Source organism: Bdellovibrio sp. KM01, assembly GCF_013752535.1.
GTDB lineage: Bacteria > Bdellovibrionota > Bdellovibrionia > Bdellovibrionales > Bdellovibrionaceae > Bdellovibrio.
The window spans coordinates 3034050-3060024 of record NZ_CP058348.1; the positions used below are offsets into that span (position 1 = coordinate 3034050).

The window sequence follows — 25975 nt, forward strand, 5'->3', positions numbered from 1 at the left end:
AAACATATAAAATATTTGAATTTAATCTATTAATTAGATAAGTATAGACATATGAATTGGCTCAACTATCACCATCTTTATTATTTTTGGACGGTGGCAAAAAAACAAAGCTTCACCAAAGCCGCTGAAGAACTTCGAGTTGCTCAGTCTGCCGTGAGCCTTCAGTTGGCGCAGCTGGAAGATTTTCTAGGTAAAAAACTAATCATTCGCTCTACATCAAAAAAGCTCGTGCTGACAGAGGAAGGGCAAATTGTCTTTCGGCAAGCTGAAGAAATTTTTCGCCAAGGAAAAGAATTAGTCGATGGCTTAAAAGAAGGAGGGCTGAACTCTTCTATAAGATTCGGAGCTCTTGGCAGCCTTTCCAAGAATCTCCAAATCCGCCTCCTTCGACCAGTCCTCGAAAGCAATGATTTTCAACTTAGCGTTGATGTCGGTGATGCCAGCACACTTTTAACGAGACTAAAGGGATTTCATTTGGACGCAATACTTTGTGATGTGCCATACCCGCATTCTGAAGACGAGCCTTTGATTCAGCGACAAATTGCTAAAGAACATTTTTGTTTTATAGCCCGGGAAAAAAGAGCTGCGCATTCCCTATCTGAAAGCCTTGAAACAAAAGGAATTTATCTCCCTGCGAAAAGCAATCCTGCCACATCAGAAATTGAAGGCTTTCTAAATAGTTTGAAATCTAAGGTTAAGATCAAGGGCTATATTGATGATATTGCCTTATTGCGATTGCTCGCACTCGAAACGGAGGCCCTCGTCGCGATTCCAAAAATTGGAGCTGAGCGAGAGCTTAAAGAAAAAAGACTCATCGTAGTGCATGAGTTCCGCTCCCTTTTTCAGAAGTTCTACTTGGTTTTGAGACAAAATGGACAACGCTCAGAAAAGATTTTAAAATTGCTAAAGCAAATCTAGCTGTCCTCACGGACAAAATCGATATGCCAATTCTCACACTAAGATGACTCCGAGGAGGCGGTGTTAAGTTTAATCCTTTGAATATGTTTACGAGTTAAGAGTGTTAGGCTAAAAGACTCCATACTAGATATTAATTCGAGAGAGACAGTTGAAAATCCTAGCGGTCATTATTTTTTTATTCTCAGGGGTTGTTATGGCGATTGAAGAACCAGAATACAAAATCGAATCAAAAGGTACTCGGTATGAAATTAGAAAATATGGTCCGATTGTCGTAGCCGAAACAAAGATTGAATCTGACTTTGAAAGCGCAGGCAACCAGGCATTTCGCATTCTTGCCGCCTATATCTTTGGTGCCAACAAATCTAAAACTAAAATCGCAATGACAGCTCCGGTGACTCAATCCAAAGACACAGCCGATTACTTGGTGCAGTTCACAATGCCGAAAAAGCATTTCCTAGAGACCTTGCCGACACCCGATGACTCCAGAGTCCAGCTGAGGCAGCTACCTGCTCGCAAAGTGGCAGTCTACAACTACTCCGGATCGTGGTCAGAGTCTCGCTACAAAGAGAAACTCGCGGGTTTTAGAGAGGACTTGAAAAAAGATGGTCTGGAGACGATTGGAGAGCCTGTCCTTGCTCGATATAATTCTCCGTTTCAACTTTGGTTTTTACGCCGAAATGAAATTTGGATCGAAGTTAAGTAATAGCGGCATTAGTTTCGGAAACCAGAAGATTTTTTGCACCAGATGCTAATTATTTTGGGCTTTCCGCCCGACCGGCGGGTCGTTAATCTGCAGGAGCTTGTGATTAATAAAAAATGTCAGAAAAGTCTCCGCGGGAAAGCCCTCCATCTTCGCTTCTGGAGTTGACCTGAACAGATTTTTTCGTCGCCCGAAAACTGAGTCTAAGTTTGCACCTGCCCGTTATCGATAACAGCAGTGGAAGCACACCCACCCAAAATCGGTGCCACTTCAAAAAAAGAACTTCGTATTTTCGACTTAAAATCCACTCAGCCCGAAGTCCACTTATTTCTGCGCCATCAAATGCAACTCTCTATTTCAGATCAAGAAACATAGAACTCAAATACCTTCTCTGTATTTACAGAATTCAAAATCATGCAGCTCTCTGAAGCGCGCGCCAGAATTCTTTTGGCATTTTCAATTTGCTGACACCCTTCAAGATGAACTTTAAAAGTACAACGTGCCATCCACGGGCGTCCGCCCTCATCTCTGTCTACTGCAAGTTTTGATTCGACTCTAAGGCTTCCATAAGTAAGCTTTGATTTTTCAGCGAAGACTTTAAAGGTCGCCACAAAACAACTTTGCAAGGCCATGACATAGAGATCCTCAGGACTGAATCCATCACCTGGTCCATCAAATTCAACAGGAATAGACATGCGAATCCCTTGAGCTTGAGATAGCGCCTTGGTTTCCCACGAGGTCTGAATCCCCACTGGGCTTTCTGAGCTCGCCTTGAAAAACATAGGATATTTATTCATGTGAAAATCTCCTGATTTCCATATTGATTTCCATTTTTTGTTCATGGTAGTGTGAACTAAATGAAAAATCAAACTCCGAAAAAAGCAGACAAAAAAAAGACTCTCCAAACAACGACAACTGAGATCAATAAACTCCGGGCCCTTTCAGAGTCTGTCGGTGATTTTATCCGTTACTGGGGATTCCGAAGAATTCACGGGCAAATTTGGACGCAAGTATTTTTATCAAAAACCAGTCTTAGCGGTGCCGAGCTCACTGAACGGCTTGGCGTATCTAAGGCTCTTATTAGCCCTGCCCTTTCCGAGCTGGAATCATATGGTCTTATTTTAATGAGTGAGGATGGAAAAAAAACAAAGCGGTACTCCGCCGCCCCTAATGTCATCCCCGTGATTAAAGAAATTCTTAAAGAGCGAGAGGCAAAGATCATCGCCAATGCAAAAGAGCAATTCAATGCACTTAGTAAGGTTCACCAAAAAAGAGGCGATCAAGATTCAATTCTTGAAAAAGATCGCCTCGAAGAGCTGGGACAAATGATCTCCCTCGCTCAATTTGCTCTCAACTTCATCATTGGCCAAAGCGATGAAGAATCTATCGCTTGCTGGACCGAGGAAGCATTGAAAGGGCTTGTCGAATAGTAAGGAGTGCACCGTGCTTGCCCTTTACGAAGAAATATTTGAGCAAGACGATATAGTCATCCTCTTCAAATTGCTAAATCACCATTTCAGATCCCTCATATCCAGATCCTTTAATAAGAATTTTTAAATCCGACACAACCCTTGAAAGCTCTTCTGCATTTTTTGATAGATCCTGAGAGGCTTGAGCTGCCTCCTCGGCTGCGGATGCATTATTCTGAGTTGTCTGATCAAACTGGTTCATTGCTATGCTGATCTGCTTAAGACCTAAACTCTGCTCGTCACTTGCTTTCGCGATTTCACCAACGATAACATTCAACTCTTTAATGGCCTGGGTGATTTCACCAAATGATTTTGCATTGCTTTCAGCAATTCTATTTCCATCAGATATTTTTTTAACAATTTCACTAATGATTTTACTTATATTCCCAGCAGACTCAGCACTTTTATGAGCCAAACTGCGGACGGCATCAGCTACGACCGCAAAGCCTTTACCATGCTCTCCAGCTCGAGCTGCTTCCACAGAAGCATTTAACGACAAAAGATTGGTTTGAAATGCGATGTCATCAATCACGCTAATAATTTCTGACATTTTTTTAGATGACTGCTCAATTTCAACCATGGCGGCCATCAGCCCACCTATCTGCCCACTTCCTTTTGATGTCAACGCACTAGCCTCCGCTGTCAATTTATTAGCACTTTGGGCGCTTTGAGCGTTCCGACTAACCATGCTGACTAACTCTTCCAAAGATGCCACGGACTCTTCGATAGAAGCTGCTGCTTGGATAGCGCCCTCTGATAAATGTGTCCCCGTAGAAGTCATCTGACCAGCAGTCGTCGTCACCGTAACCCCAACTCTTTCCGCATCTGCGGCGACAGCGCTCAAAGTACGCTCCAATTTCCTAGCAAACACTACTGAAATCAACAAAAGTGCGAGTATCACAAACGCCAAGGAGCCGGAGGCAGTCAAAGTGCTTGAAATGACTTTCGCAGTTACATCCGGCTCATAAATAGCAGAAACAAGTATATATCCGTCAGTTTCCTCAGACTTCCTATAATTCCAGCTTTCTAAGTTTAATTCCGAAATATTGTTGTTCTGAAGCCAGCCCAAATAAATCTCGCTATTCAATTCCTTATCATCTCTCTTTGAAATCATCCGAATGGCACCATCTTCATTTTTATACAAAACAAAAAAGCCTTTTTGCAAAATTTGTGAGTGCTCCACAAAGTCGACAGTAGCAACCAACGACTTCAAAATGTAACCCGAATACCAGGCTCCAATAACCTCTTTATCCTGTGAAAAAATAGGCTTATAACCAGTAAAATAGGGCTTGTTGAGAATTTGACTCTGCCCAAAGTACGACTGACCTTTAATCAATGCACTGTAAGCTGGCCCTTGGATAGAAAGCTTAGTGCCCACGGCCCGACTGCCGTCCTCCTGAACTACGTTAGTAGAAATTCTAATAAAGTCAGCCCCTCTCCTGACAAAGATGGTCGCGGTACTACCAAATTCCTCTTTGACCTTGTCTGTCGCCACAAAGTTCTTACTAAGCTCATTCCCGTTGACCTCAAGACTAGGTACTTTCTCACCGTTGATGATTTCAATATTTTTTACCGTATTGATACTGATGGGACCTTTGGATACAACAAGTGTTTGCAGCCGCTCAAGAGCTCCCTGCACGACCGCTGCATAGACTGGGGCAGAGTCGCGCATTTGTGCCAGTTGACCCCGAACACCCTTTGAGATGAGCTCACGCTGATAACCGAGCTCTGCGCGAACAGATCTATTTATAGAGAAGCCCGTGTATGCAAGTGACATAAGCACAATGACCAGCATCACCAAAGAACCCAGCAATATTTTTTTATTTAAAGACCAATTTTTCACGTTTTTCTCTCCAGAAAATTTGCCTTTCAAGCAACTGATTTGCAATTAGGCGCCTCGAAGAATTAAAGATTTTGGATTGGACTGCCTTTTTGGCGAATTGCCAGCCACGACTCTATTTAGGACCAACACATTTCCCATCAAAGATTCTGATTGCGACGAAAGTTGATTAGCTGAAGCCGCAGCCTCTTCCGACGCTGCAACATTTTGTTGAGTAATTTGATCTAATTGATTCATCGCCTTACCAATTTGTGCGATGCCATTGGCCTGCTCCTCACTGGCTGTAGCAATCTCAACATTGATATCCGCGACTTTTTTTACGGCACTTACGATTTCAGCCAAGACCTCGCCACCTTGGTTGGCCTGCTTGCTTCCAATCTCTATCTTTTGCACGCTATCATCAATTAAAGACGCGATATTTTTTGCCGACTCTGCACTTCGATGTGCCAAGTTGCGCACAGCTTCTGCAACAACTGCAAATCCTTTTCCTTGTTCGCCAGCACGAGCAGCTTCGACCGCGGCATTCAGGGCCAAAAGATTCGTTTGAAATGCAATGTCATCAATGACAGAAGTGATTTCCGCGATCTTTTTAGAATCAGATGAGATGCTCTGGATAGATTGAATTAAAGTTAGAATTTCTTTTTCGCCCTTAATCGCAGTCTCTCTAGTTGAAGAAGCCAAAGAAGCTGCTTGCTTCGCATTGTCAGTATTCACGCGAACCATAGCCGTCAACTGCTCCATTGTAGCGACTGTCTCTTCAAGAGACGAAGTCTGCAGCAAAGCGGACTGAGATAGAGACTGGGATGATTGAGCAATCTGCTCTGCGACGTCTGTCACGTGATTTGTGCCATCCGCGAGATCTGAAGAAACCGCGGCGATAGATTTTGATAGATAAAATGCAAAAAGAGTACTGGTGGTAAGTCCCGCCAATACTCCAATAGCTATAATAACTACCATCGCCACATCAGTGCGCCCTGTGGTAGCTTGTGCCTCTTTAACATACTGAAGGCCACTGCTTCTTTGAAACGCCACCAAGTTAGTCATTGCTTCATCGTAGACTTTCGCCAACTCGGGGCAGTCATGAAGAAAGATCTGAACCATTTTAGAATGATCGTCGGGCGAACCTGAACGATAATATTGAATAGCTTTTCTTCCGAGAGATTTGAAAGACCCCCATGCGGCATCGACCTTCTCGTAAAGTTGCTTTTCACCGGGTTTGAAATTTCCGTTGAGGTACTCTTGCTTATGCTTTTCGTAATCGGCAATATTTATCTCGACGTCCTTAATGAATTCATCAGCTTGCTCTTTGCTTAATCCCGATAACCCGAGACTGCGCAAATTGATTCGGACACCTCGAAAATTCAAGTACATCTGATCTGCTGATTCGATATTTGGAAGGACACCATCTGTAACTTTCTCATAGCTATTGGCGACCTCCTTCATTCCATAAAATGTAAAACCACCAACGACGACTGGAATAACAGACATAAACGCGCCCAGAAACAAAAGTCTTGCTTTTAAACTAAAATTTGATTCCATTGAACGCTCCTTAAAGAGTAGAAATTCGTAACTTAATTAAGATTTTACATTTAGGTTTTAAACTGTTGTATCAGCAGGTCCATCTGAGAAACCGCCGAATGAAGACTTCCATCTACAAAGAAAATATTTTTTGAATGAGGAAGTTCCTGTGATCTCAATTGCGCAAGACACGGCCCCCCCACTGCAACGGCCTTGATCTTTTCAAGATCAGTCCAATTTTTTTGAATATTCGTAGAATCAATAGCGGATAAACAGACAATATCTGGTTCAATGTTGACATAAGCATGAAGCAAATCTTCTATAGGCAAATTCACGCCAAGATAGTAGACACTCCATCCCTTCAACATCAGATAGGCAGCAAGAACAATCAAACCTCCCTCATGCAACTCTCCAGATGGTGTTGCCAACAAAACTTTTGGTTGCCCTGTACCACTTCGGTTAGTTTTAAAGTAGTTCAGCAGACGAGTCCTAAGAAAATTCCAACTAAAATGCTCCTGAGCAATATTGATCCGCGAATTTTCCCAATCATCACCGACTTGCATAAGAAGTTTTGGGTAAACCATTTCCAGCAAGTCTGTCTCACTCAGGCGCATACCAAGACGAGAGAGCTGTTGTTCTGCAAAATCCATATCGTATCTATAAAGAGCCTTTAAAACTTGAGCCAGTCCCTCATTCAAAGTTTCCAACAAAACAGAAGATGTGGGAAATGATGCTGGCTCTGAGTTGCCACGAACTGTTGCTATGCCATTGAGAACTTGTTCAATGGCATCCACTATTTTAATTCCATTTTTATAGAGGCTCGCCACTTCACGTATTCTTTTTACCTCACCAACATCATAAAGCCGATGCCCCCCCTGAGAACGTTGAGGTCTGGGAAAGCCATAACGTCTTTCCCAATTGCGAAGAGTCGCCTGAGAAAGCCCCGTGAGTTGATTGACTTGATCGATATCTAAAAGCGCATCGGGAGTTACCATACTAATCACCTTATCGGATGGTTTGATTAACTCATGATACCTTTGACGATTTTTTTTTTAATCAAACATTGTGATTATTAGTCGTTTCTAGATGAACTAGTATCAAAACTAGACGAAAGGCCGACTCACATTTTATCTGGTTTTAGAAAGGCCTCAAAATCACGAATCATTTTTGCCGCTTGCGCGCCATCAAAGAAGCGGTGATCGAAGGTAACTCCAAGGTGCATAATTTCCCGAATTTCGATTTTATCTTTCACCACGATGGGTTCTTTGCAGACTTGTCCGATTGAAATCAACAGACCTGCCCGAGTCAAAGGAACCAAAGGAACTAAAGCTTTCTTAATTCCCAAAGAACCCACATTAGTTACGATCACTGAACCAAAAGGATCTTTCGGCAACCGAGCAAAAGATAAATCCAAATTAAGGTCATGAACTAAAAAGCCGAAGACACGCAAAAAGCTTTTCGTGAAAAAATGAGGCAACTTATGAATCAGTCTTAACGCAAAACCCAAATGAGGATCTTCTCTGCGACGAATTTGCCCAGCATTCTTCGATAATTGTTCTTCGATCTCGGTTACACTCATCCGATCAACATCCCGAAGAGTCGCGAAAGAAAGATCGTGTCTTCCTTCCTCAGGAATATTCACCATAACAGAAATATTTATGCTCTTGCGATGATATAACCTTCCGAATCGCATCACAAAATTAAGTTCTTTGTGGTTTTTCATAACCTCACTCAAACCCTTAATCACCAATGAGGTGGGAGAGGATAAGAGTTTGAGATGCGTGACATCTACCTCCAGAAATCCATACACAGAGGGATCTCCGCCACCTCCCCAAAGAGAAAGTGCTACTTTCCTGAAAATCGAGATGTCGTTGACCTTAATAAATTTCACCAAGACCTCCCCGTTTACTTCCAGCCCTTGGTGACTCCATCAATGGATTGTCGTGAACACTTAAAACGAGTAACTTTGAAGCCTCTTGTTTTTTCGTTCTTAAGATGTCCCTGTTGATATACTCTTCGTCGCCAACGATTAAAAACATCTTTCGCCAAGGCTGACCTCATGAATTGAACAAATTCATTTGGAGAAAGACCGAACTGAGCTTCAATCACATCAAAAGTTGTTCGATCTTCCCAACCCATTCTTACAAGTCTGGAGCGATCGTCTTCAGAGAAACCAGAAAATTTTTCTTTGAGTGCTTTTGATATTCCCATATCTCAAGCCTTTATCTTTTTTGATCAAACTGCACTTCACAGTAAGGACTGTCGGAACATTCTTTACGTGGAAGCAAAGGACGAACTTTTGCAAACAAGAAATACCCCGCCTCTAGGGTCTTTTTGACGGGTCCAAAGGAAGCTAAAGGAACAATTTTTTTCAAAATATTTAACTGAGACCAAATCATTATAAATGCGTCAACGCCGATATGGATCTGCCCGTTGGTATCTCTAACATGAAGACTTTGGTGGATCTTATGGGGATCTAAGCCTTCCGCCGTGGCATCAAATCCTGGGGAGGTGATGTCGACAAACGAGATATTGCTAGCCCCGTCCATCTTTTTATAGTGCTCAATTTCCCGTGAACACAATTGACAGAGACCATCGTAATAGACCGTGATTCCAGAATGAGACATATCTTTTGTCTTTTGCATCTTGATCTCCCATTTGGTTCATAGTAGTATGAACCAAATTGAATGTCAATGCTTACTAGCCTCAACCTGACGGGAGCTTACAATGGGATCCATCTTTAGCAGCCGTATTAAACGGACGCTTGAGCTTACCAAAATGGCAACGAAGATTGGCTTTAAAGAACTCACGTCAGGTGACATTCAATCCAGAATAGAACAGGCCAAGATTCTTACCGAAAGCCTTGGGAATCTACGTGGAGCCGCGATGAAGGCGGGGCAGCTTTTAAGCCTCGACCTTGATGACTATTTTCCACCGGAAGCGATCCAAATTCTGTCGCAACTGCAACATCAAGTGTGGGAAAGCCCCGAACTCGACTTAGCGCAAACACTCAAAGCAGAACTCACAGAAGCGCAACTTTTGGAGCTGCGTGAAATTCAGTACAAACCCTTTGCAGCAGCCAGCATGGGGCAGGTTTATAAAGCGAAAGTTGCAAACAATCCGATCGTTATCAAAGCTCAATATCCTTATTTAGAACAATCCATCGAAAACGACATCAGAACTTTAAAAAAAATAATTTCTGCTCTTTGCTTAATGACAGGCAGAAATATGAATCTCGATTATTTGTTTGCTGAAATCGAAGAGGTGCTGCTTCAAGAAGTAAACTACCTCAATGAAGCCCGAGCACTTGCCAATTTCAATAAACTCTTCGCATCTCATGATTGGAAGTACGCCGAAGTAAATGCCCCGACACCACTGACTCATCTCAGTACTAAAAAAATTCTATGTCTTAGTTACGAGTCAGGCCTCACGCTAAAAGAATGGATTGATACGGCTCCCCCCAAGGAAAAACGTGAGCTTATCGCCAAATCGATGCTCGAACTTTATATCATGGAATTCTTTGTATGGGGTTTTGTGCAAACCGATCCTAATCCAGGAAACTTTCTAATCCGCGAAAATCCAAAACTTGAAATTGTTGCACTGGATTTCGGAGCCTCTAAGGAATATCCACCTGAATTTAGAAAAAGCTATATTGAACTTCTGAAGTCGATTCAAAATTCGTCGGCAGAGACGATCGTTCAAAAGGCCATTGATTTTGAATTATTGGATCCTCGAGAAACACAAGATGCAAAACTTGTGTTTGTTGAACTGATGAAGCTTGGCATGAGTCCCTTTTTTCACAACCAAAAAGGTGGCAAATTTAGTTTTAAAGATGATGACTTCTTAAAAAACAACTCTCGGCTTTCGCGACAACTGATGCAAAGTCTCAAATTTTCCCCACCTCCTCATAAATTAATATTCTTGCACAGAAAGCTAGGGGGAATATTTGCTGCTTTAAGAAAGCTCGAAGTCGAGCTGGATCTGCATGAATACTGGGAACAAATCATAATGAGGCGCGTATGAATGTCATTTTATGGTGGCACCTTGATGACTGATCGAGTTCGATATAGACTACCATTTGGGTATTTTGGTTGGTTGATCGCTAACTACTTTGTTAAAAAAGAAATTACGCAGATTTTCGAATACCGCCGGGAATACGTCTCTAAGTTTAATGTTTGAAAATAGCTTCTAAAAAGTTTTTTCTCAAAAACTGAAAGGTGTTAGATGAAAGTATCATCGGTCATTTTTTCGAGTGTTTTGATTTTTTGTTTTAATGCAAAGGCAAGCTCATCTTCCACCGACAAGGAACTATCGAAAACTGCAAAAGCCCTTTTTGGCATCATTCCTGCCAAAAAAGCAGCACCAGATAAGATTTCGGGCGAGCAAATTGAGCTCGGCAGAAAAATCTTTTTTGACTATCGCCTGTCTAAAGATGGCAGCACGTCTTGTGTGCGCTGTCACCAGCCGCAGTACTACAGCACAGACCGACTTGCTCAATCTGCCGGCTTTAATAACAACAAAGGAGCACGCAACGCTCAGTCTATATTAAATCTCAAGTATCAGGAAATTGTTCATTGGCGCAATGATCGCACGAGCATAGAAGATCAAGCTTTGCGTTCTTTCACCACTCCCTTGAGCTTCGGCAATTCCTCTACCGCTGAGGCTTTAAAAAGATTTGAACTGGCTGGCTACTTACCTCTTTTTAAAAAAGCGTTTCCTAATTCAGAAAATCCCCTGACCCTCGAAAATGCAGCTGTGGCGCTAGGAAGTTATCAAAGGTCACTGACCACAAGAGCCCCCTTTGATCAATTTTTGGAAGGCGATATTAAGGCCATCTCGACACAAGCTCGAAAAGGTTTGAAAGAATTTATCACTGTGGGTTGCGCCTCTTGCCACAATGGCACAGCTGTTGGAGGCCGAAGTATGCAAAAGTTTGGTGTTTACCAAGACTATTGGAACCTCACCAAGTCTAAGGATCCCGACAAGGGACGCCAAGATGTGAGCAAGAAAGATGAAGATCTTTATGTTTTCAAAGTACCTTCGCTTCGCAATATCACTGAATCAGCGCCCTACTTCCACGATGCTTCTGCAAAAGACCTAGAGACCGCGATTCGCTGGATGGGAAAGTTGCAACTGAACAAAGATCTTACTGATGATCAGGTAAGCTCGATAAAAGCATTCTTGGAAAGTCTTAAGGGAGAACTTCCAAAAAACTTCCGCGAAGCTCCGACTTTGTCTTCAGAGCCCCATGCGGGACAGGAGGTCCCCTAGAGGGAGAACTTAATTAAAAAGCGGGAGACCAACGGATTTGATCCATTGCAGATTTTCTTCGGTGATGGGAACAAAGTAGGTTGCTCCCACTCCGCAAACGAAGCCTGAAATTGAATTTTCGACCCCGATGAATTTTAAAATACCATCTTCATCGCGCATATAAGCACTGCCGCCGGAATCACCGTGACAAGCGCCCGGCCCGCGATTTTTGAACTCGCCCACTTCCATTCCGTTGTAAGGATTGAAACCTCGCATCGGCAAAGAGAAGAATGACTTGGTTCCTTTGGGTCCATTGTTTTCAATCATGCCATAGCCGACGTGAATTAGATCTCGACCAATCATGGATGATTTCACCACGGCTAAAGGTGCGGGAGTGATTTGAAACTTTTGAAGATCCACGTCTTCGTTTAACACCAGCATCACAATGTCACTGTATATAGAATCACTGGGCGGATAGAAAATGGCAGATGCCACGCGGAACTGAGCTTTTAGGAATGGGATCTCTGAAGTTGCGGGAGAATCTCCCACATAAATCCAGGTTTTATAAATAAACTGCTCAGGCGCAATATTGAAACCTTTAGCACCTAAAGAGATACAGTGCGCAGCCGTTATCACCACACGCGGACCAATCAATGTTCCACTGCAATAACTTTTAGAAACGGAATCGCTGTCCTGCGCCTTGTATGCCAAAGCAACCGTTTGACGATAAGAACCGTCATTAATCACTGTGCCACCGATAATGGCCAAAGCCATCGCGGGAATTTGAAATATAAGCACCAATAAAAGCTTCATGCAGTTCTTCTAGCAGCAGACGATTCCAGATACAAAGAAGAACAGACAGGACAGCAGAACTTTCAATTCGGCAAGGCTACGGAAACCCCGACCACGAACCTCCTGAAATCCCCCAACAAACGTCCCAAAGTCCAGTTCCCGAACGTTTAGTAGTCCTCAAAAAATGACGAAAAGACTGCTATGCAGATCCTTATTGTAGATGACGAAGTTCATCTTCGAAATTCATTAGCGGCGGTCCTTTCAGGGACTTATCAGGTGCAAACTTGCGAAAGCGGTACTGCAGCGTTGGAGCTATTGAAGAAAAGCAGTTTTGATCTGGTCATCACCGACCATCAAATGCCCGGTATGACCGGACTTGAATTCATCAAAAAAGGCAAAGATGTTTCCCCCGAAACTTCGTTCATGATGATGACGGCTTTCGGTGATGTGAACCAAGCGGTGCAAGCTATTCAATTGGGTGCCGAAGACTATTTCCTAAAACCCATTGAGATCCCTGAGTTTGAACATCGTGTGCAACGTGTTTTAGATATGCGCAAATGGCGCGCGCGTTTATCCGTTGAAAAAGACAATCAGAAAAATCACACGCGTCTTTTGGGAAATTCCCAAAGCGTGCACAATGCGAAAGCCTTCATTGATAAGGTTGCTGATGCTCCAGCTCCAGTGCTGTTGTTAGGACCAAGTGGTACGGGTAAGGAAGTGATGGCGAAATCCATTCACGAATTGAGTTCGCGTGCAGATATGCCATTTGTGGGTATCAACTGTGCAAGCTTAAATGAAAACCTGATCGAATCAGAACTCTTTGGTCATGAAAAGGGAGCCTTCACGGGCGCCGTTTCGTCAAAATCTGGGAAATTCGAATTAGCCCGTGGTGGTACTTTGTTCTTAGACGAAATTGGCGAGTTGCCTTTGTCATTGCAGGCAAAACTGTTACGTGTGCTTCAGGAAAAAGAGTTCACCCGCCTGGGTGGTGTGAAGACTATTAAATCTGAAGTTCGCGTGATCGCCGCTACTCACCGTGATTTAAAAGCGATGACTCACGATGGTCGCTTCCGCGAAGATTTGTTTTTCCGTTTGAATGTTTTGAATTTTAATCTGTCGACATTGGCAGAGCGCAAAGAAGATCTTCCAGAGATGATTGAGTTCTTCTGGCAAAAGGCCCGCATGAACTCGAATTCGAAGGCTCAGCTGCCTGACGATTTAGTGGCCGTTCTTTGTGCTTATTCATTCCCGGGGAACATCCGTGAACTGCAAAACATCCTGGAGCGCCTGGCAGTCCTTGGACCTCGTCAAGGATTCGTACCCACCTCTTTGTTGCCGCCAGAAATTTCCGGCTCCATGCCAGCTAACGTGATTACTTTACCCGCTGTTACTGACGACTCTCGTGGTCTTGATGAAAGCTTGGAACATTTGGAAAGAAAGCTTATCGAAAACGCGATGGCGAAGGCCCATGGCAATCAAACTCAAGCAGCCGCGATTTTGAAAATCTCCCGCGGTACTCTGCAATACAAGCTTAAAAAATTTGCGGCTTAAGACTTACCATTCGTAAATGGCCATCAGAGTGTTCACATCATTCGGAATCGAGTCAGCGGCTCTGGGGCCCGTTTGAATTGTGAAACCAAATTGAATACCTTTGAAAACTAACGGAATCGTATGCACAAAGAATATGGGTTCGGCTGCATGCATGGTCTGAGGATCTGGGCTCCCCATGACTCCCTCTTTCCAGGTGATGTATTGATATCCCACACCTGCCTCGAACCATACGGGTGATTTAGCCGCATTTGATTTTCTGAAAAATTGATAGCCCAGTCGTACTTGCAAAATGTAGCCGTTGTCGGGGACATAGAATCCACTCTTTGGCCAAGGCAGGGCGACTCGGCCTCCGATTAAGAAATGATTTTTGAAAATGCGATCATAGAAAAATCCTGTTCCCACCCCGAGCCCAATGGCCGAAATCGGTGAACCCGAAAAATCAAAACCGAACCTTTGCAATCCTTGAGAAGGAATATCGTAGCTAACCTCCGCCAGATAGACCCGCTCCACTTTACTTAAGGGATCGATCACCGTCAGGGCGTGGTCATCAGAAAACCAGGGGCTTTTCTCGTCGCTGACAGTGGAGATTACCCGATCCTTGCCGTCTGCGTCGATAACTTCGTCATCCACTTTTAATATAGCTTGTTCTGGAAAGACCGTGGCGGTGAATTTATTGTCTTTGCTTTTCAGTTTCTTTAACGACGGCAAATTCATTTCGATCAGGATTTTTTTCTGTGAACTTCTAATTTCCAAGTGGTCTTCGGTGGTTTTATAAAAAATTGAAAGATGTGCATCGCGCTTTTCAGAAATCACTTCCTGGCCATTGATGTAAATCAAAATGTCTTCTTGATCGGAAGTCAGAACCTTTTGGCCGTTTACTGCCAATGTCAGAGGCTTCAAGGTTCCAGAAATCAAAACAGGACCTGGATAAAGGTTTTTAACCCCTGCCCAAGCTTGCGTCGCAATGACCGTCGCAAAAATAGCACTAAGCCAGTGGCAAACGAATTTCAAATTCCGCACCCTCTCCGAGATTCGAATTAACAGAAATCTGTCCGTGGTGTTGTTGAATAATACCGTGAACCATTGAAAGGCCCAAGCCCGTGCCTTTGCCCGTCGCTTTGGTTGAAAAGAAGGGCTCGAATATTTTCCCAAGGTTTTCTGGTGAAATTCCAGGGCCGGTGTCAGCGACTTTTATCACCAACTCGCTGCCCTCTTGTGTAAGACTGACTGTGATATTTTTTCTATCAGCAGGTTGCTCTTCCATAGCTTGGGAGGCATTCATGACCAAATTACTCATGACCTGACGGATCTGATCGGCATCCACCGCAGCATTGATTGTACTTTGCGCATCATAGTTACGATGCAGCTTCACACCTGCAGTTTCCAGTTGGGGAGAAAGCAACGCCAAAGTATTTTCCGTCAAAGCGATTACATTTTGAGAAGTTAAAGTCGGAGCCTTTTGACGAGCAAAAGTCAAAAGCTCTGTCACGATGCGATTCGCGCGCAAAGTTTCTTCGACAATATACTTTGCAAACTGACCAGGAGAGTTCGGGTTTTCCTTTTCCACACCAAGTTTTCTCTCGATCAATTGGGCGTATGTTAAAATTGAAGTTAAAGGATTTTTGATTTCATGGGCGACACCGGCACTGAATTGACCGAGGGATGCAAGCTTCTCAGAGCGTAGCAGATTGTTATGGGCTTTTCTGAGGTCCTCTTCACGAACTTTCAGTTCTTTACCCATTTTTCTAAAAGCTTTTCCCAGTTGGCCCACTTCGTCCCGTGAACGATAGCTAAATTGCACATCCCAATTACCCCCAGAAATAAGCGACGTCGCCTTGGTCAGAGCCTCCAGGGAACGAGTTAAACGCAACGAAAACAGCAAAGCCAAAACTCCCACCACAATCAAAATCCCCACCACAAATGGCAAAGAGTTTCGGGTGATTTGCGAAGCCAGATGGGCTGATTCTGCATCTGGCACAGCAACCATAACACCCACTTGGTTAAGTCCTTCCAAAGGGCTCATTGCGACCAGTACGCGGGGGCCTTGTTGCAAACTTAGAATTTGCGCCCAGACCTGTTGATTTCTGTGCGTCGTAAAAAATTCCGCGGCAAAAGATTTAATGGCTGAATCTGCCCAAACCGGAGTTTCCTTGTTTTCGACTAAAACTTCTCCGTCACTGTTCATCAAAGATGCATTCAAGGCGCTCGCCAGATTGAACCCCGAAAGCAAACTGCCATTAGCAAAGGTTGCCGCATAAATATGATCGTCAATTTGACTAACGAACAGGAAGGACTTGTCGGAAGGTGTTTTGAAAAGGGATTTTTGCTTTACCTTAAATACTTCGACGTCTTTTTCGATCCAACTTACGTCATCGGTTTTACTTGCGCGGCCCGCACTTAATAGCAAGGAACCTCTCAGATCATAGATGCGGATTTGTTCAAGTCCTTGTATTTGATCCAAACGCTCCGTAATAGCGCGGTCACCACGAGGAAGAAGGTCATTTAAATGCTCAAACTCTTTGCGGTAGTTTTGTAAAATCTGACTTAAAAGCTTTGCCGCATGAGCGGAAGCAACGGAGTTTACGTCCGTGATATAGTTTCTTTTATCTTCCAGGAAATTCATGGTCGTAAAAAAGACTGTTCCCGCCACTGAAAGCAAAACCGCAAAAAGAACCAAAGCGATAATTTTACTACGTAGATGAAGCAACATTATCTTGCTGTCCTTGTTAGCATCCATTTTTGGAAAATGGATTTTCCATTTGGAGTTGTCATCTGAACGATGAAGAAGTTAAAGCCTATTGATAGAGGAACTTCACAAGTAAATCGCAAGTCTTCACCCACAGGGCATGTGTGACCATTAAAAATCACTGTCGATCCCGCCGGACTGACTGTACCCGTTAATTTCACGATCTCATCCGTCACGCGGGATTTATTTGCAGGAGATTCGATATTAAGCGCTGGCTCACCTTCAGCCACCGGTGTCGGTGTGGGAGTAACGGTTGCTGCCACTGTCGGAGCTGGAGTCGGAGTTTCTTTTGCAATTGGTGCGATTGATGGCGAAGGAGTTGCTTTAATAGCTTCTTTGATGACCTTCACTGTTTCCAGCCAGTCTGTTGACTCTGCCTTATAGCCAAAATCATCAGATGCTGTTTGCTTGATTGGAATAGAAACATTTTTATTGGCTTGCAGTTCCACGGCGCGCGCGGCGACGGGGGTTTTACTGTCATGGCCTTTATCAGCTTGGGCCACCAAGATCTCCCCAGTACCGGATTTCAACTCCACGTCCAAAGACTTCTTCTCTTGAATTTGAATTTTGACTTTTGCTTTTTGTGTCTTCTTGGCCGCACGAACTTTAATCAAAGCCGACGACGTCAAAATCCACATTTCTCCGGAAGTTTCACCTTCGACTTTACCCGCACGCATGACGGCACGGTCTATGCTGGGACTGTCTTGAGATGCTTCATCGATGATCAGATAAGTATTTTCTTTCATTGCCACTTCACTGCCCGACACGTAACGAATCAAGGCCTGAGAATCACCCAAGGTGTGAACTGCGTCCTGGCGATAAAACGGCAATTCCTTTTGAATGTCATTCCAACCGAGCTCTTGAGCACGGCGATAGCTGACCTGATTTTTGTAGGTCACAAGATTGGCCAAAGCTGGCAGAGGTTCTGGTGTGACAGATGCCGTTGCACTGGGAGTTGCTGAGGACAAAGGAATCGCGGCTGTCATAGGAGCGACGTCGGCAGTTGTTGGGGATTTCTTTTCACAAGAGGATAAAAAGCTGGCTAAAAAAATGGCCGAAAAAATCTCCAGACCTACAAAGAGGAAGGAAACGAGTTTGCGCATAAATTATGTACTCCGATGTTTTTCATTATGCTAGATTTTAACAATGAGCACAATCTCCGGAAATGTAACAGGCGAAAGTCGAGAGTTGATTTTGATCGTGGATGATGAACTTCGCATCCGCGACAGTTTAAGTTTGGCGCTACATAGTTTTGGTTACAGGACTATTGTGGCTTCGAATGTTGCACAAGCCATCGACGCTGTTCGCAGATCCAATGTCGATTTAATTCTGACGGATCTAAATATGCCTGGCGATACCGGTCTTGATCTTCTTCATCAGGTAAAAAAAGAAGATCCTACTGTTTCGGTGGTGATGATGACCGCCTTTGGTAGTATTGAAACGGCAGTAAGTGCCATGAAAGAAGGTGCCGAAGATTACCTGTTGAAACCAGTTGAATTAGGCACCCTGGAAATCCTGGTTAATAAGATTTTAGAAAAGCGTCACCTGCGCAAAGAAAACCAAAGACTGTCTGCCGAAAACCGAGCTTTAAAAGAAAACCTCGACGTTCGCTATCATTTAGCGAGTATGTTGGGTACAAGTCCTCAGGTTCAGGAACTACAAAAAAGTATTAAACTTTATTTAAAAGTTCGCACTCCGGTTCTCATATTAGGTGAACCGGGAAGCCAATTAAGTGAGATTGCTCAGATTCTCCATTATAACAGTCCATGGAGTTCGAACAGTTTAATCCAATTCAATTGCTCGATGGTTCCCGGTGAGTTTCATGAGCCGCAACTTTTTGGCATTGAAGAACGGGTCCAAGATGGTGTACGCCTTCGCGGGGCACCCGGCCTGGTCGAGAAAGCTCATTTCGGAAGCATGATTTTATCGGATATCGATCATATCGAAAAACGTTGCCAGGGAATGCTCTCCCGTGTTTTCAATCAAAAAAAAACCCAACGCTCCGGCGGCACTCATTTTTACGAAGCTGACGTGCGTATCATTGGTACGGCTCACGAAAAAGAAATCGAGATGCGCGTTCGTAAGAATAAATTCCGCTGGGATCTGTGGGAGTTTATGAGTGACAACGTGATTGTCGTTCCTCCCCTACGCACTCGCAAAGAAGACTTGCCGATCCTGGTGCTGGCGGAAGCCAAACGCCTGGGTCATTTCTATGGCAAGCAAATACAAAGTGTTCATCCACAAGTGATTGAAGAGCTTTCCAAACGATCCTTTCCAGGGAATTATCGTGAGCTTGAGGCTTTGATTGAGACTGCTGTTTTAAGCAGCCAACAATCGGTTCTTGCATGGAGTGATTTTAAATCCGTTACCGAAAACTAAAAGAGGGAGTCTTCTGACTCCCTCTTTTTCTCTCCTGCTTATTAGAAAGTAGGAGTGTCTGTAATTTCTGCCATCGGCCAAGGGCTTCCTGCAGCCACGAAGGATACTGGAGCATCATTCGCAGAGTATGGAGTAATACCGTTGAAGTTATCGATCGCATCGTTTTGACAAACAGCTCCCGACACATCTTCCGTACCATCAGCGTACAGACACATTGGATCTTGTGTCGGCACAACGGTACTGTTATTCGCTCCTTGCACACCTTGCAGATAGACGTTACCTGTGATCGAGTTCGCATGAAGGATCGCTGCGTACCCTGTCGTGCGGGAATTTGGTCCCAAGGAACAGATCGAGTCACCAATCGCATTCGCGTCACACACATTCTTACCAGAGATCGCAATCTTCATCTGACCAGTTAGTGGCGAGTACACAGAATCCACTTGAATACCTGAATCAACATTCGAGTTTTCAATGTGCGTGTCATACATCGTCGAGCGTAGATGATAGAATACTCCCGTACCATCCCATTCGATTTTTGAGTGACCCACCGTCGAGCAACCACTACAAGAGATCACAGTCAGGTTCGCTTTACCAGCTGTACCAAGTACAGGCGTATAGTGACCAAGCAAAAATCTCTCGAAACCATTACCCGTATTCGACCACACGATAATGTCATAACTGAAGGCATTCACTGAACCGAACAAAGTAGAATCGCCCTGATGAGTACTGTTTCGGATCAAAATCTTCAATTCCTGACAATCCTGAGCGGCTTGAAAACAACCTGCCATTGGTGACGCTTCCGTCAGGAAGATATGATGCTCACCTGGGCCTGTGATTTTCAAGGCATTGAAGACCGACAAAAATTTCTCAACGATCATCACTGCACCCGGATCCGGCTGCCCTTGCGGGTTCAAGCTCGAATAGTCACGGTCAAACTTTGCCAATACTGCGCGAACCACGCCGCGATAGTTTTCTACGGACGGAGCTGCTGAGTAAGCGGCGTTACTAATTACTGATGCGATACCAAGAACTGCTAGTTTTTTAATTAAGTCTTTCATGACTATTGTACTCCTGCTGGTGTTACAAATTTAAGGCTGTTCGGAAACACTTGATCTGTTGTTGTGCTTCCATCATCTTCTGCTACCGGTGCGCATGCTGCGCAGGCCATGGCAATCGTGATTGCCAATATGCTAAGTACCTTCTTCATAAATCCTCCTTGGATAATTGATGAGCGATTCAAACTCGCTTCATGCTTAAGGAGTATTGCGAACAGAAGGCCAAGATTTTTCATTCGTAAGTATGCGATGGGAGGTAAAGAATGCGCTGAATTTCCAGCAACTGCTGAATTCTAAGCGGTTGAAAACTTAGCACCGTCTCAAGTTGATACGACATTTGTGGAGTCCAGGCTGTTGGGATACAAGCGGCCGCGTTTCACTTTGTTAGCAACGGTGTCGACCTAAAAAAGACTTCTAAATGTCATGTGCCTCAAGTAGAACTGAATCGTGGCATTTGAAAAACAGGTCAATCCATTCGGGAAGCTCGCTTCGACCAGTCAAATGGTTCAGGCCACTTTGAATTTCAATTGGTCACAAACTGAATTAGGCCCCATCGAAAACTGGGATTTCGGTTTAATCAACTCTTTAAGAATCGTTTTTAATTGTCCCGTTGGCATGTATTGCACCTGGGGCCCCGAACGCCGCGTATTTTACAACGATGCTTACACTCCCATTTTAAAACATCGTCATCCCTGGGCCCTGGGCTCACCTCTCCGTAGCGTATGGCCTGAAGTTTGGGATCAAGTTGATGCCATCGCCAGCAAAGTTGAAGCTGGCGGAGTTGTCCTCGAATCCGATGTCCAGTTCGACATCGTGGTCGATGGTCGCCCCCAAGAGAACTATTATACCTATGGAAATTCTCCGCTGTTTAATGCCGATGGGAAAATTTCGGGCATGTTATGCACAATTCTGGATACCACAACTTCGGTATTAAGAACTCACGCCGCTCTTCGTTCGGCGAAAGAGGCCGCCGAGCATGCCAGCCGTGCAAAGTCAGCATTCTTGGCAAACATGTCCCATGAAATTCGCACTCCCCTGGGCGTGATTCTTGGTTTTTCAGAAATTCTGGGAAGTCAGGATGATATGGAACCAGCAGAACGAGAAAAGTACCTGGATGTCATTCTTCGTAATGGTTCAACACTCACCCGTATTATCGATGACATCCTGGATCTTTCAAAAATCGAGGCTGGTAAATTCGCGACTGAAATGTCGTCGGTGAATTTGAAAAATCTGGCCCAAGAAGTTCGAGCCATGTTTACTGATCAAGCCTCGTCAAAAAGTATCGATTTGAATTTTGATTTAGCTGGGATCGACGATTTGATCGTATTGACCGACGCCATTCGTGTTCGTCAGGTTCTGGTCAACCTTATCGGAAACGCAGTTAAATTTACGACAGAGGGATTTGTCAAAGTTTCTGCTCGGGCCGAGCAAGAAAACGGAACAGAGCAAAAAATCACATTCACTATAGAAGACACTGGCATCGGCATGACTCCGGAGCAGGCCGAGCGTTTGTTTCAACCTTTCACACAGGCGGATGTCACTTCGACCCGTCGCTTCGGTGGAACAGGACTGGGTTTAGCTCTTTCCAAAAATCTTGCCTCCGCCTTAGGAGGCGATGTCAGAATTGCAAACTGCGAAGAGAATAAAGGCAGCACCTTTGAATTTACATTCCGGGCCGATATTGCGAGTCAAACTTCTCAAGTAGCTACAGCAGAAACAGACTGTTTAAATGTTCCCGTCGATCTAAAAGGTTTCCGGGTACTCGCAGTCGATGATTCTCCTGACAATCGCGAACTTATCAGCACTGTTTTACATGGAGCCAATCTTGAAGTGAACGTGGTTCCAAGTGGCGAGGAAGCTCTAAATGAGACCGCAAACCATCATTACGATCTGATCTTGATGGACATTCAAATGCCAGGACTTGATGGCTTCAGCACACTGACAGAACTCCGCAAACATGGCTTCCAAGGTCCCGTGGTGGCACTCACTGCGCATGCAATGAAAGAAGACCGTGATCGCACACTGGCTGCGGGGTTTGCGGAGCATCTGACAAAACCAATTAATTCAAAAATGCTTCTGAAGACTCTGCAGTCGTTTCTAAATCACGGTCGTTAAATGTGCGATCCGATGACTAGTGAACAAGTTTAAGTCCACTACTGCTGCCTGTTTTGCAACAACACGACTGGCACAGACCTTCGTGCCTATTTTTGATTAAGAATAAAACTAAGTACATCTCAGGCAAATCAACTGCTAACCAGCAACCTGTTTGTTTGCAATCACTACGCCCGACAATAACCAGCCGAAAAATTCTGCATTAACCTTACATTCATTCAAGACATTACTAAATACTGGGGGCCTCATGAATTGGTTATTCACTCAGCTCAAAGTGCATCCTGAGTTGGCATTCTTCCTAACATTAGGTTTGGGTTATCTCTTTGGGAAACTTAAAATTGGATATTTTCAATTGGGTTCAGTTACCGGGACTTTGATTGCGGGTGTGATCATTGGTCAATTGGGAATTCAAATCGGGCCAGATACCAAAGCGATCTTTTTCATGTTGTTCCTTTTCGCTGTGGGATACAAAGTCGGCCCTCAATTTGTACAAGGCCTTAAAACGGATGGACTGCCCCAGGCCATCTTTGCATCTATTGTTTGCGTGGGCGGTTTATTGATTGCCTTCGGTGTGGCAAAATTTATGGGCTTCGATCTGGGATATTCAGCCGGGCTTCTGGCCGGAGCTTTAACCCAGTCAGCTGTCATCGGTGTCGCTCAAGACACCATCAATGGTCTCCCCAATCTTGCCGCCGAGGCGAAAGCTCAATACAACAACTCGATTCCTATTGCGTACGCAGTCAGCTATATCTTCGGTACCATCGGTTTTGCGTGGGTTTATTCAAGTCTTGGTCCGAAACTGTTGAAAGTGGACTTAGTAAAAGTATGCAAAGACTATGAACAAAAGATGGGGCAGAAAGTCGACGAGCCCGGTGTTTTGTCAGCGCGCCTTAACAATGTCGTGCGCACTTATAAAGTTACTGGAAAGGCCTTCGCAAACAAAAAGGTCTCCGAACTCGAAGCATCATTCGGAGGTCAGAAAACTCCGGTCTTTGTCACGCGCATTCGTCATGAAGGAACCATCCTGGATCCCAACGGCAATGTCATTATCGTTCCTGGAGACGTCGTCGCCGTTTCGGGAAATCGCAAACATCTGGTTGAGCATGAGAATGAAATCGGTGAAGAAATCGATGACCAGGAACTTTTGGATTTCAAACTTGAGATGCTGGATGTCGTTATAACGAACAAGGCCTATTTTGGTAAAACCGCGGCCGACATCATTCGCGATAAAGGCCAAGACTTTAGAAAGAATGTTTTCGTCAGAAAAATTACTCGTATCGAGCACGAATTACCTCTGCACGAGAGTCTGGCGCTGAATGCCGGTGACGTCGTGACTTTGGTTGGAAAACTGGAAGATGTCGAAAGGGTCGCAAAAGAAATCGGCACTCCACAGCGCCCAACAGTGATGTCAGATATGGTTTTCATCGGGTTGGGTGTTTTGCTTGGGGGATTGATCGGTCTGCTTTCCTTTAACGTAGGAAAAATTCCTATCAGCCTTAGCACCAGTGGAGGTGCTTTGATTGCTGGTCTTTTGATGTCATACTGGCGCGCCACTCGCCCTACCTTTGGACAAATTCCTGCGGCGGGGCTTTGGGTTTTTGACTCTGTTGGTTTGGGAGCATTCGTGGCGATCGTAGGATTGGTCTCTGGACCAGGCTTCATCGCAGGTATCAAAGCCGTGGGTATTAGTCTGTTCCTTGCTGGTATCGCCGTCACAATACTTACCGCCCTATTCTCAGTTTACGTCGGTAAATATATTTTCAAATTCGATCCAGCGATTCTTTTTGGTGCCTGCGCTGGAAGTATGACAACCACTGCCGCGATTGGTGCAATTCAAGAAGCCGGAAAAAGCAAAGTTCCAATTCTTGGTTACACGGTCACATATGCCGTCGCGAACACTCTGAAAACCATCTGGGGTGCAGTCATTGTTTTCATGTTGCTTTAATTAAATTAACTGAAGGAGAGTCCACATGTCCGTAAAGTCCGTTAAAATGAAGGTATCTAGAGCAATGCAAAAAAAGCTACAACAACTCAGTCCCTTTGAGTTGAAAGATGCTTTGATCGAACTTGCATCAGAAAATTCAAAAACCAGCACGATGGCGATGCTAAACGCAGGTCGTGGTAATCCAAATTGGATTGCGACCGATCCCCGCGAGGCCTTTTTCTTGTTAGGTCAATTTGCTTTAACTGAAAGCAAACGTGTCTGGAATGAACAAGGCTTGGGTGGTATGCCCCACAAAGTTGGAATCGCAAAACGACTGGAAACGTTTCTCGCTCGCAACAACAAAGCGTTGGGAGCGGATTTTCTAAGTAAAGCCGTCGACTTTGTCGTCGACAATTACAAATTCAATGCTGATGCCTTTGTGCACGAACTTGTCGATGGCATCATTGGAGACAACTATCCGGTTCCTGACCGTATTCTTAAGCACAATGAAAGAATCGTTCAAGCCTATTTAGACCAGGAAATGTGTGGCAATCATCCTCCCCGGGGAAGCTTTGACATCTTCGCCGTCGAGGGTGGTACTGCGGCGATGTGCTATATCTTTGATTCACTGGTCACCAACGGGCTCTTAAAAAAAGGTGATCATATTGCCTTGGGCACCCCAACCTTCACTCCCTATATCGAAATGCCGACTTTGGATCGATATAAATTTAAAGTCACGCGTATCGAGGCCGATGAAATGGATAAGGTATCGGGATTGCATACATGGCAGTACAGCGAAAATCAGATTAAAAAATTATTAGATCCCAAAATCAAAGCGTTTTTTTTAGTGAATCCAAGCAATCCTCCCTCCACCGCGGTTTCATCTAAAATCATGAAGATGATCGTCAAGATCGTTAAAACCAAACGACCTGATCTCATCATCATCACTGATGACGTTTACGGAACCTTCGTTCCTGGATTCCGCTCTATCATGGCAGATCTTCCACAGAACACGATCGGGGTATATTCCTATTCGAAATACTTTGGTTGCACGGGATGGCGTCTGGGCGTGATTGCGATTCATGAAAACAATATTTTCGACACGATGATCGGTAAACTGCCAGCCACACAAAGAAAAAACCTGAACCATCGCTATGGTACGATCACGTTGAAACCTGATAATTTGAAATTCATTGACCGTATGGTGGCAGACAGCAGACAGGTGGCTTTAAATCATACCGCCGGTTTGTCATTACCCCAGCAAATCCAAATGACGTTATTTTCACTATCCTCTCTGATGGATACGGAAAATAAATATAAGACTCTGACCCAAGACATTGTCCAACGCCGCATCCATTCGCTGTTTGAAGGTTTGGGAATTCCACTTCCAGAAAATCCAATGCGCTCTGGATATTACTGTGAATTGGATCTGATGGTCTGGGCCGATCTGAAATATGGAAAAGAATTTACCAAGTTCTTGGTCGAAAACTATGAACCCGTGGATATTCTATTCAGATTGGCACAACAGACTTCCATTGTTCTTATGCCTGGTGGCGGATTCGGGGGCCCCGAGTGGTCGTTGCGTGTGTCACTTGCGAATCTGGATGATTCTGCTTACGGCCGTATCGGCAAACAACTTGCCGAAGTGGCAGAGGCTTACGTGGACGAATGGCAACATACGAAACACCTTCGTCCCACGAGAAAAAAGAAAAGTACTTAGA

General features: G+C 44.4%; 23 protein-coding genes. 10 read left to right on the plus strand and 13 right to left on the minus strand.

Annotation, left to right across the window (positions count from 1 at the left end; all coding sequences use genetic code 11):
- Positions 1–51 precede the first annotated feature (51 nt).
- Positions 52–918, plus strand: coding sequence for a LysR family transcriptional regulator (locus HW988_RS14695; protein ID WP_181604960.1), 867 nt, complete (start codon positions 52–54; stop codon positions 916–918).
- A gap of 193 nt (positions 919–1111) precedes the next feature.
- Positions 1112–1621, plus strand: a complete 510-nt coding sequence (locus tag HW988_RS14700; RefSeq protein WP_181604961.1) for a heme-binding protein — start codon at positions 1112–1114, stop codon at positions 1619–1621.
- 359 nt (positions 1622–1980) lie between these two features.
- On the opposite strand, the gene HW988_RS14705 is transcribed toward HW988_RS14700, so the two are convergent.
- Entirely contained in the window at positions 1981–2415 is a 435-nt protein-coding gene (locus HW988_RS14705) for an OsmC family protein (protein WP_181604962.1), read from the minus strand.
- Between the two features lie 60 nt (positions 2416–2475).
- Between HW988_RS14705 and HW988_RS14710 the strand changes: the two genes are divergently transcribed.
- A complete protein-coding gene (locus tag HW988_RS14710; RefSeq protein WP_181604963.1) occupies positions 2476–3048 on the plus strand; it encodes a GbsR/MarR family transcriptional regulator in 573 nt (190 codons plus the stop codon).
- A 73-nt stretch (positions 3049–3121) separates the two neighbouring features.
- Here HW988_RS14710 and HW988_RS14715 read toward each other — a convergent pair whose 3' ends face one another.
- The 6 genes from HW988_RS14715 to HW988_RS14740 form a co-directional block, all read right to left on the minus strand.
- A complete protein-coding gene (locus HW988_RS14715; protein WP_220128753.1) occupies positions 3122–4930 on the minus strand; it encodes a methyl-accepting chemotaxis protein in 1809 nt (602 codons plus the stop codon).
- Positions 4931–4975: 45 nt separating this feature from the next.
- Complete coding sequence (locus tag HW988_RS14720; protein ID WP_255490039.1) at positions 4976–6466, minus strand: methyl-accepting chemotaxis protein; 1491 nt, start codon at positions 6464–6466, stop codon at positions 4976–4978.
- Positions 6467–6516: 50 nt separating this feature from the next.
- Positions 6517–7440 carry a MerR family transcriptional regulator gene (locus tag HW988_RS14725; protein WP_181604965.1) on the minus strand — a complete coding sequence of 308 codons (924 nt, stop codon included), beginning with the start codon at positions 7438–7440 and terminating at the stop codon, positions 6517–6519.
- A 125-nt stretch (positions 7441–7565) separates the two neighbouring features.
- A complete protein-coding gene (locus HW988_RS14730; protein ID WP_181604966.1) occupies positions 7566–8336 on the minus strand; it encodes a 2-oxo acid dehydrogenase subunit E2 in 771 nt (256 codons plus the stop codon).
- Positions 8337–8350: 14 nt separating this feature from the next.
- Entirely contained in the window at positions 8351–8656 is a 306-nt protein-coding gene (locus tag HW988_RS14735) for a TIGR03643 family protein (RefSeq protein WP_181604967.1), read from the minus strand.
- Between the two features lie 11 nt (positions 8657–8667).
- Positions 8668–9090, minus strand: a complete 423-nt coding sequence (locus tag HW988_RS14740; protein WP_181604968.1) for a thiol-disulfide oxidoreductase DCC family protein — start codon at positions 9088–9090, stop codon at positions 8668–8670.
- A gap of 82 nt (positions 9091–9172) precedes the next feature.
- Between HW988_RS14740 and HW988_RS14745 the strand changes: the two genes are divergently transcribed.
- Both HW988_RS14745 and HW988_RS14750 read left to right on the plus strand, forming a co-directional pair.
- Positions 9173–10468, plus strand: a complete 1296-nt coding sequence (locus tag HW988_RS14745; RefSeq protein WP_220128754.1) for an AarF/ABC1/UbiB kinase family protein — start codon at positions 9173–9175, stop codon at positions 10466–10468.
- A gap of 201 nt (positions 10469–10669) precedes the next feature.
- A complete protein-coding gene (locus HW988_RS14750) occupies positions 10670–11716 on the plus strand; it encodes a cytochrome-c peroxidase (RefSeq protein WP_181604970.1) in 1047 nt (348 codons plus the stop codon).
- 9 nt (positions 11717–11725) lie between these two features.
- On the opposite strand, the gene HW988_RS14755 is transcribed toward HW988_RS14750, so the two are convergent.
- Complete coding sequence (locus tag HW988_RS14755; protein WP_181604971.1) at positions 11726–12508, minus strand: trypsin-like serine protease; 783 nt, start codon at positions 12506–12508, stop codon at positions 11726–11728.
- Between the two features lie 180 nt (positions 12509–12688).
- Between HW988_RS14755 and HW988_RS14760 the strand changes: the two genes are divergently transcribed.
- Positions 12689–14038, plus strand: coding sequence for a sigma-54 dependent transcriptional regulator (locus HW988_RS14760; protein WP_181604972.1), 1350 nt, complete (start codon positions 12689–12691; stop codon positions 14036–14038).
- 3 nt (positions 14039–14041) lie between these two features.
- Here HW988_RS14760 and HW988_RS14765 read toward each other — a convergent pair whose 3' ends face one another.
- From HW988_RS14765 to HW988_RS14775, 3 genes are read right to left on the minus strand one after another with little or no spacing between them, the layout of a single operon-like run.
- Positions 14042–15049, minus strand: a complete 1008-nt coding sequence (locus HW988_RS14765) for a hypothetical protein (RefSeq protein ID WP_181604973.1) — start codon at positions 15047–15049, stop codon at positions 14042–14044.
- Positions 15024–16748 carry a HAMP domain-containing sensor histidine kinase gene (locus HW988_RS14770; RefSeq protein WP_181604974.1) on the minus strand — a complete coding sequence of 575 codons (1725 nt, stop codon included), beginning with the start codon at positions 16746–16748 and terminating at the stop codon, positions 15024–15026. Before HW988_RS14770 ends, HW988_RS14765 begins: the two co-directional genes overlap by 26 nt.
- Entirely contained in the window at positions 16748–17887 is a 1140-nt protein-coding gene (locus tag HW988_RS14775) for a hypothetical protein (protein ID WP_181604975.1), read from the minus strand. Before HW988_RS14775 ends, HW988_RS14770 begins: the two co-directional genes overlap by 1 nt.
- Before the next feature lie 43 nt (positions 17888–17930).
- Here HW988_RS14775 and HW988_RS14780 point away from each other — a divergent pair, with 43 nt between their 5' ends.
- On the plus strand, positions 17931–19163 hold the full coding sequence (locus tag HW988_RS14780; protein ID WP_181604976.1) for a sigma-54 dependent transcriptional regulator: 1233 nt from the start codon (positions 17931–17933) through the stop codon (positions 19161–19163).
- A 41-nt stretch (positions 19164–19204) separates the two neighbouring features.
- Here the strand turns inward: HW988_RS14780 and HW988_RS14785 are convergent, their stop codons facing one another.
- A complete protein-coding gene (locus HW988_RS14785; protein ID WP_181604977.1) occupies positions 19205–20221 on the minus strand; it encodes a hypothetical protein in 1017 nt (338 codons plus the stop codon).
- Positions 20222–20223: 2 nt separating this feature from the next.
- Entirely contained in the window at positions 20224–20370 is a 147-nt protein-coding gene (locus tag HW988_RS14790) for a hypothetical protein (protein WP_181604978.1), read from the minus strand.
- Between the two features lie 295 nt (positions 20371–20665).
- Between HW988_RS14790 and HW988_RS14795 the strand changes: the two genes are divergently transcribed.
- The 3 genes from HW988_RS14795 to HW988_RS14805 all read left to right on the plus strand — a co-directional run bounded on the left by HW988_RS14795 (position 20666) and on the right by HW988_RS14805 (position 25974).
- Positions 20666–22333 carry a response regulator gene (locus tag HW988_RS14795; protein WP_255490040.1) on the plus strand — a complete coding sequence of 556 codons (1668 nt, stop codon included), beginning with the start codon at positions 20666–20668 and terminating at the stop codon, positions 22331–22333.
- 244 nt (positions 22334–22577) lie between these two features.
- The gene (gene aspT / locus HW988_RS14800) at positions 22578–24275 is read left to right on the plus strand and encodes an aspartate-alanine antiporter (RefSeq protein WP_181604979.1); all 1698 of its coding nucleotides are present in this window, start codon (positions 22578–22580) and stop codon (positions 24273–24275) included.
- 25 nt (positions 24276–24300) lie between these two features.
- Positions 24301–25974: a bifunctional aspartate transaminase/aspartate 4-decarboxylase gene (locus tag HW988_RS14805; protein WP_181604980.1), complete on the plus strand. Its 1674-nt coding sequence runs from the start codon at positions 24301–24303 to the stop codon at positions 25972–25974.
- The last annotated feature ends 1 nt before the right edge of the window (position 25975 follow it).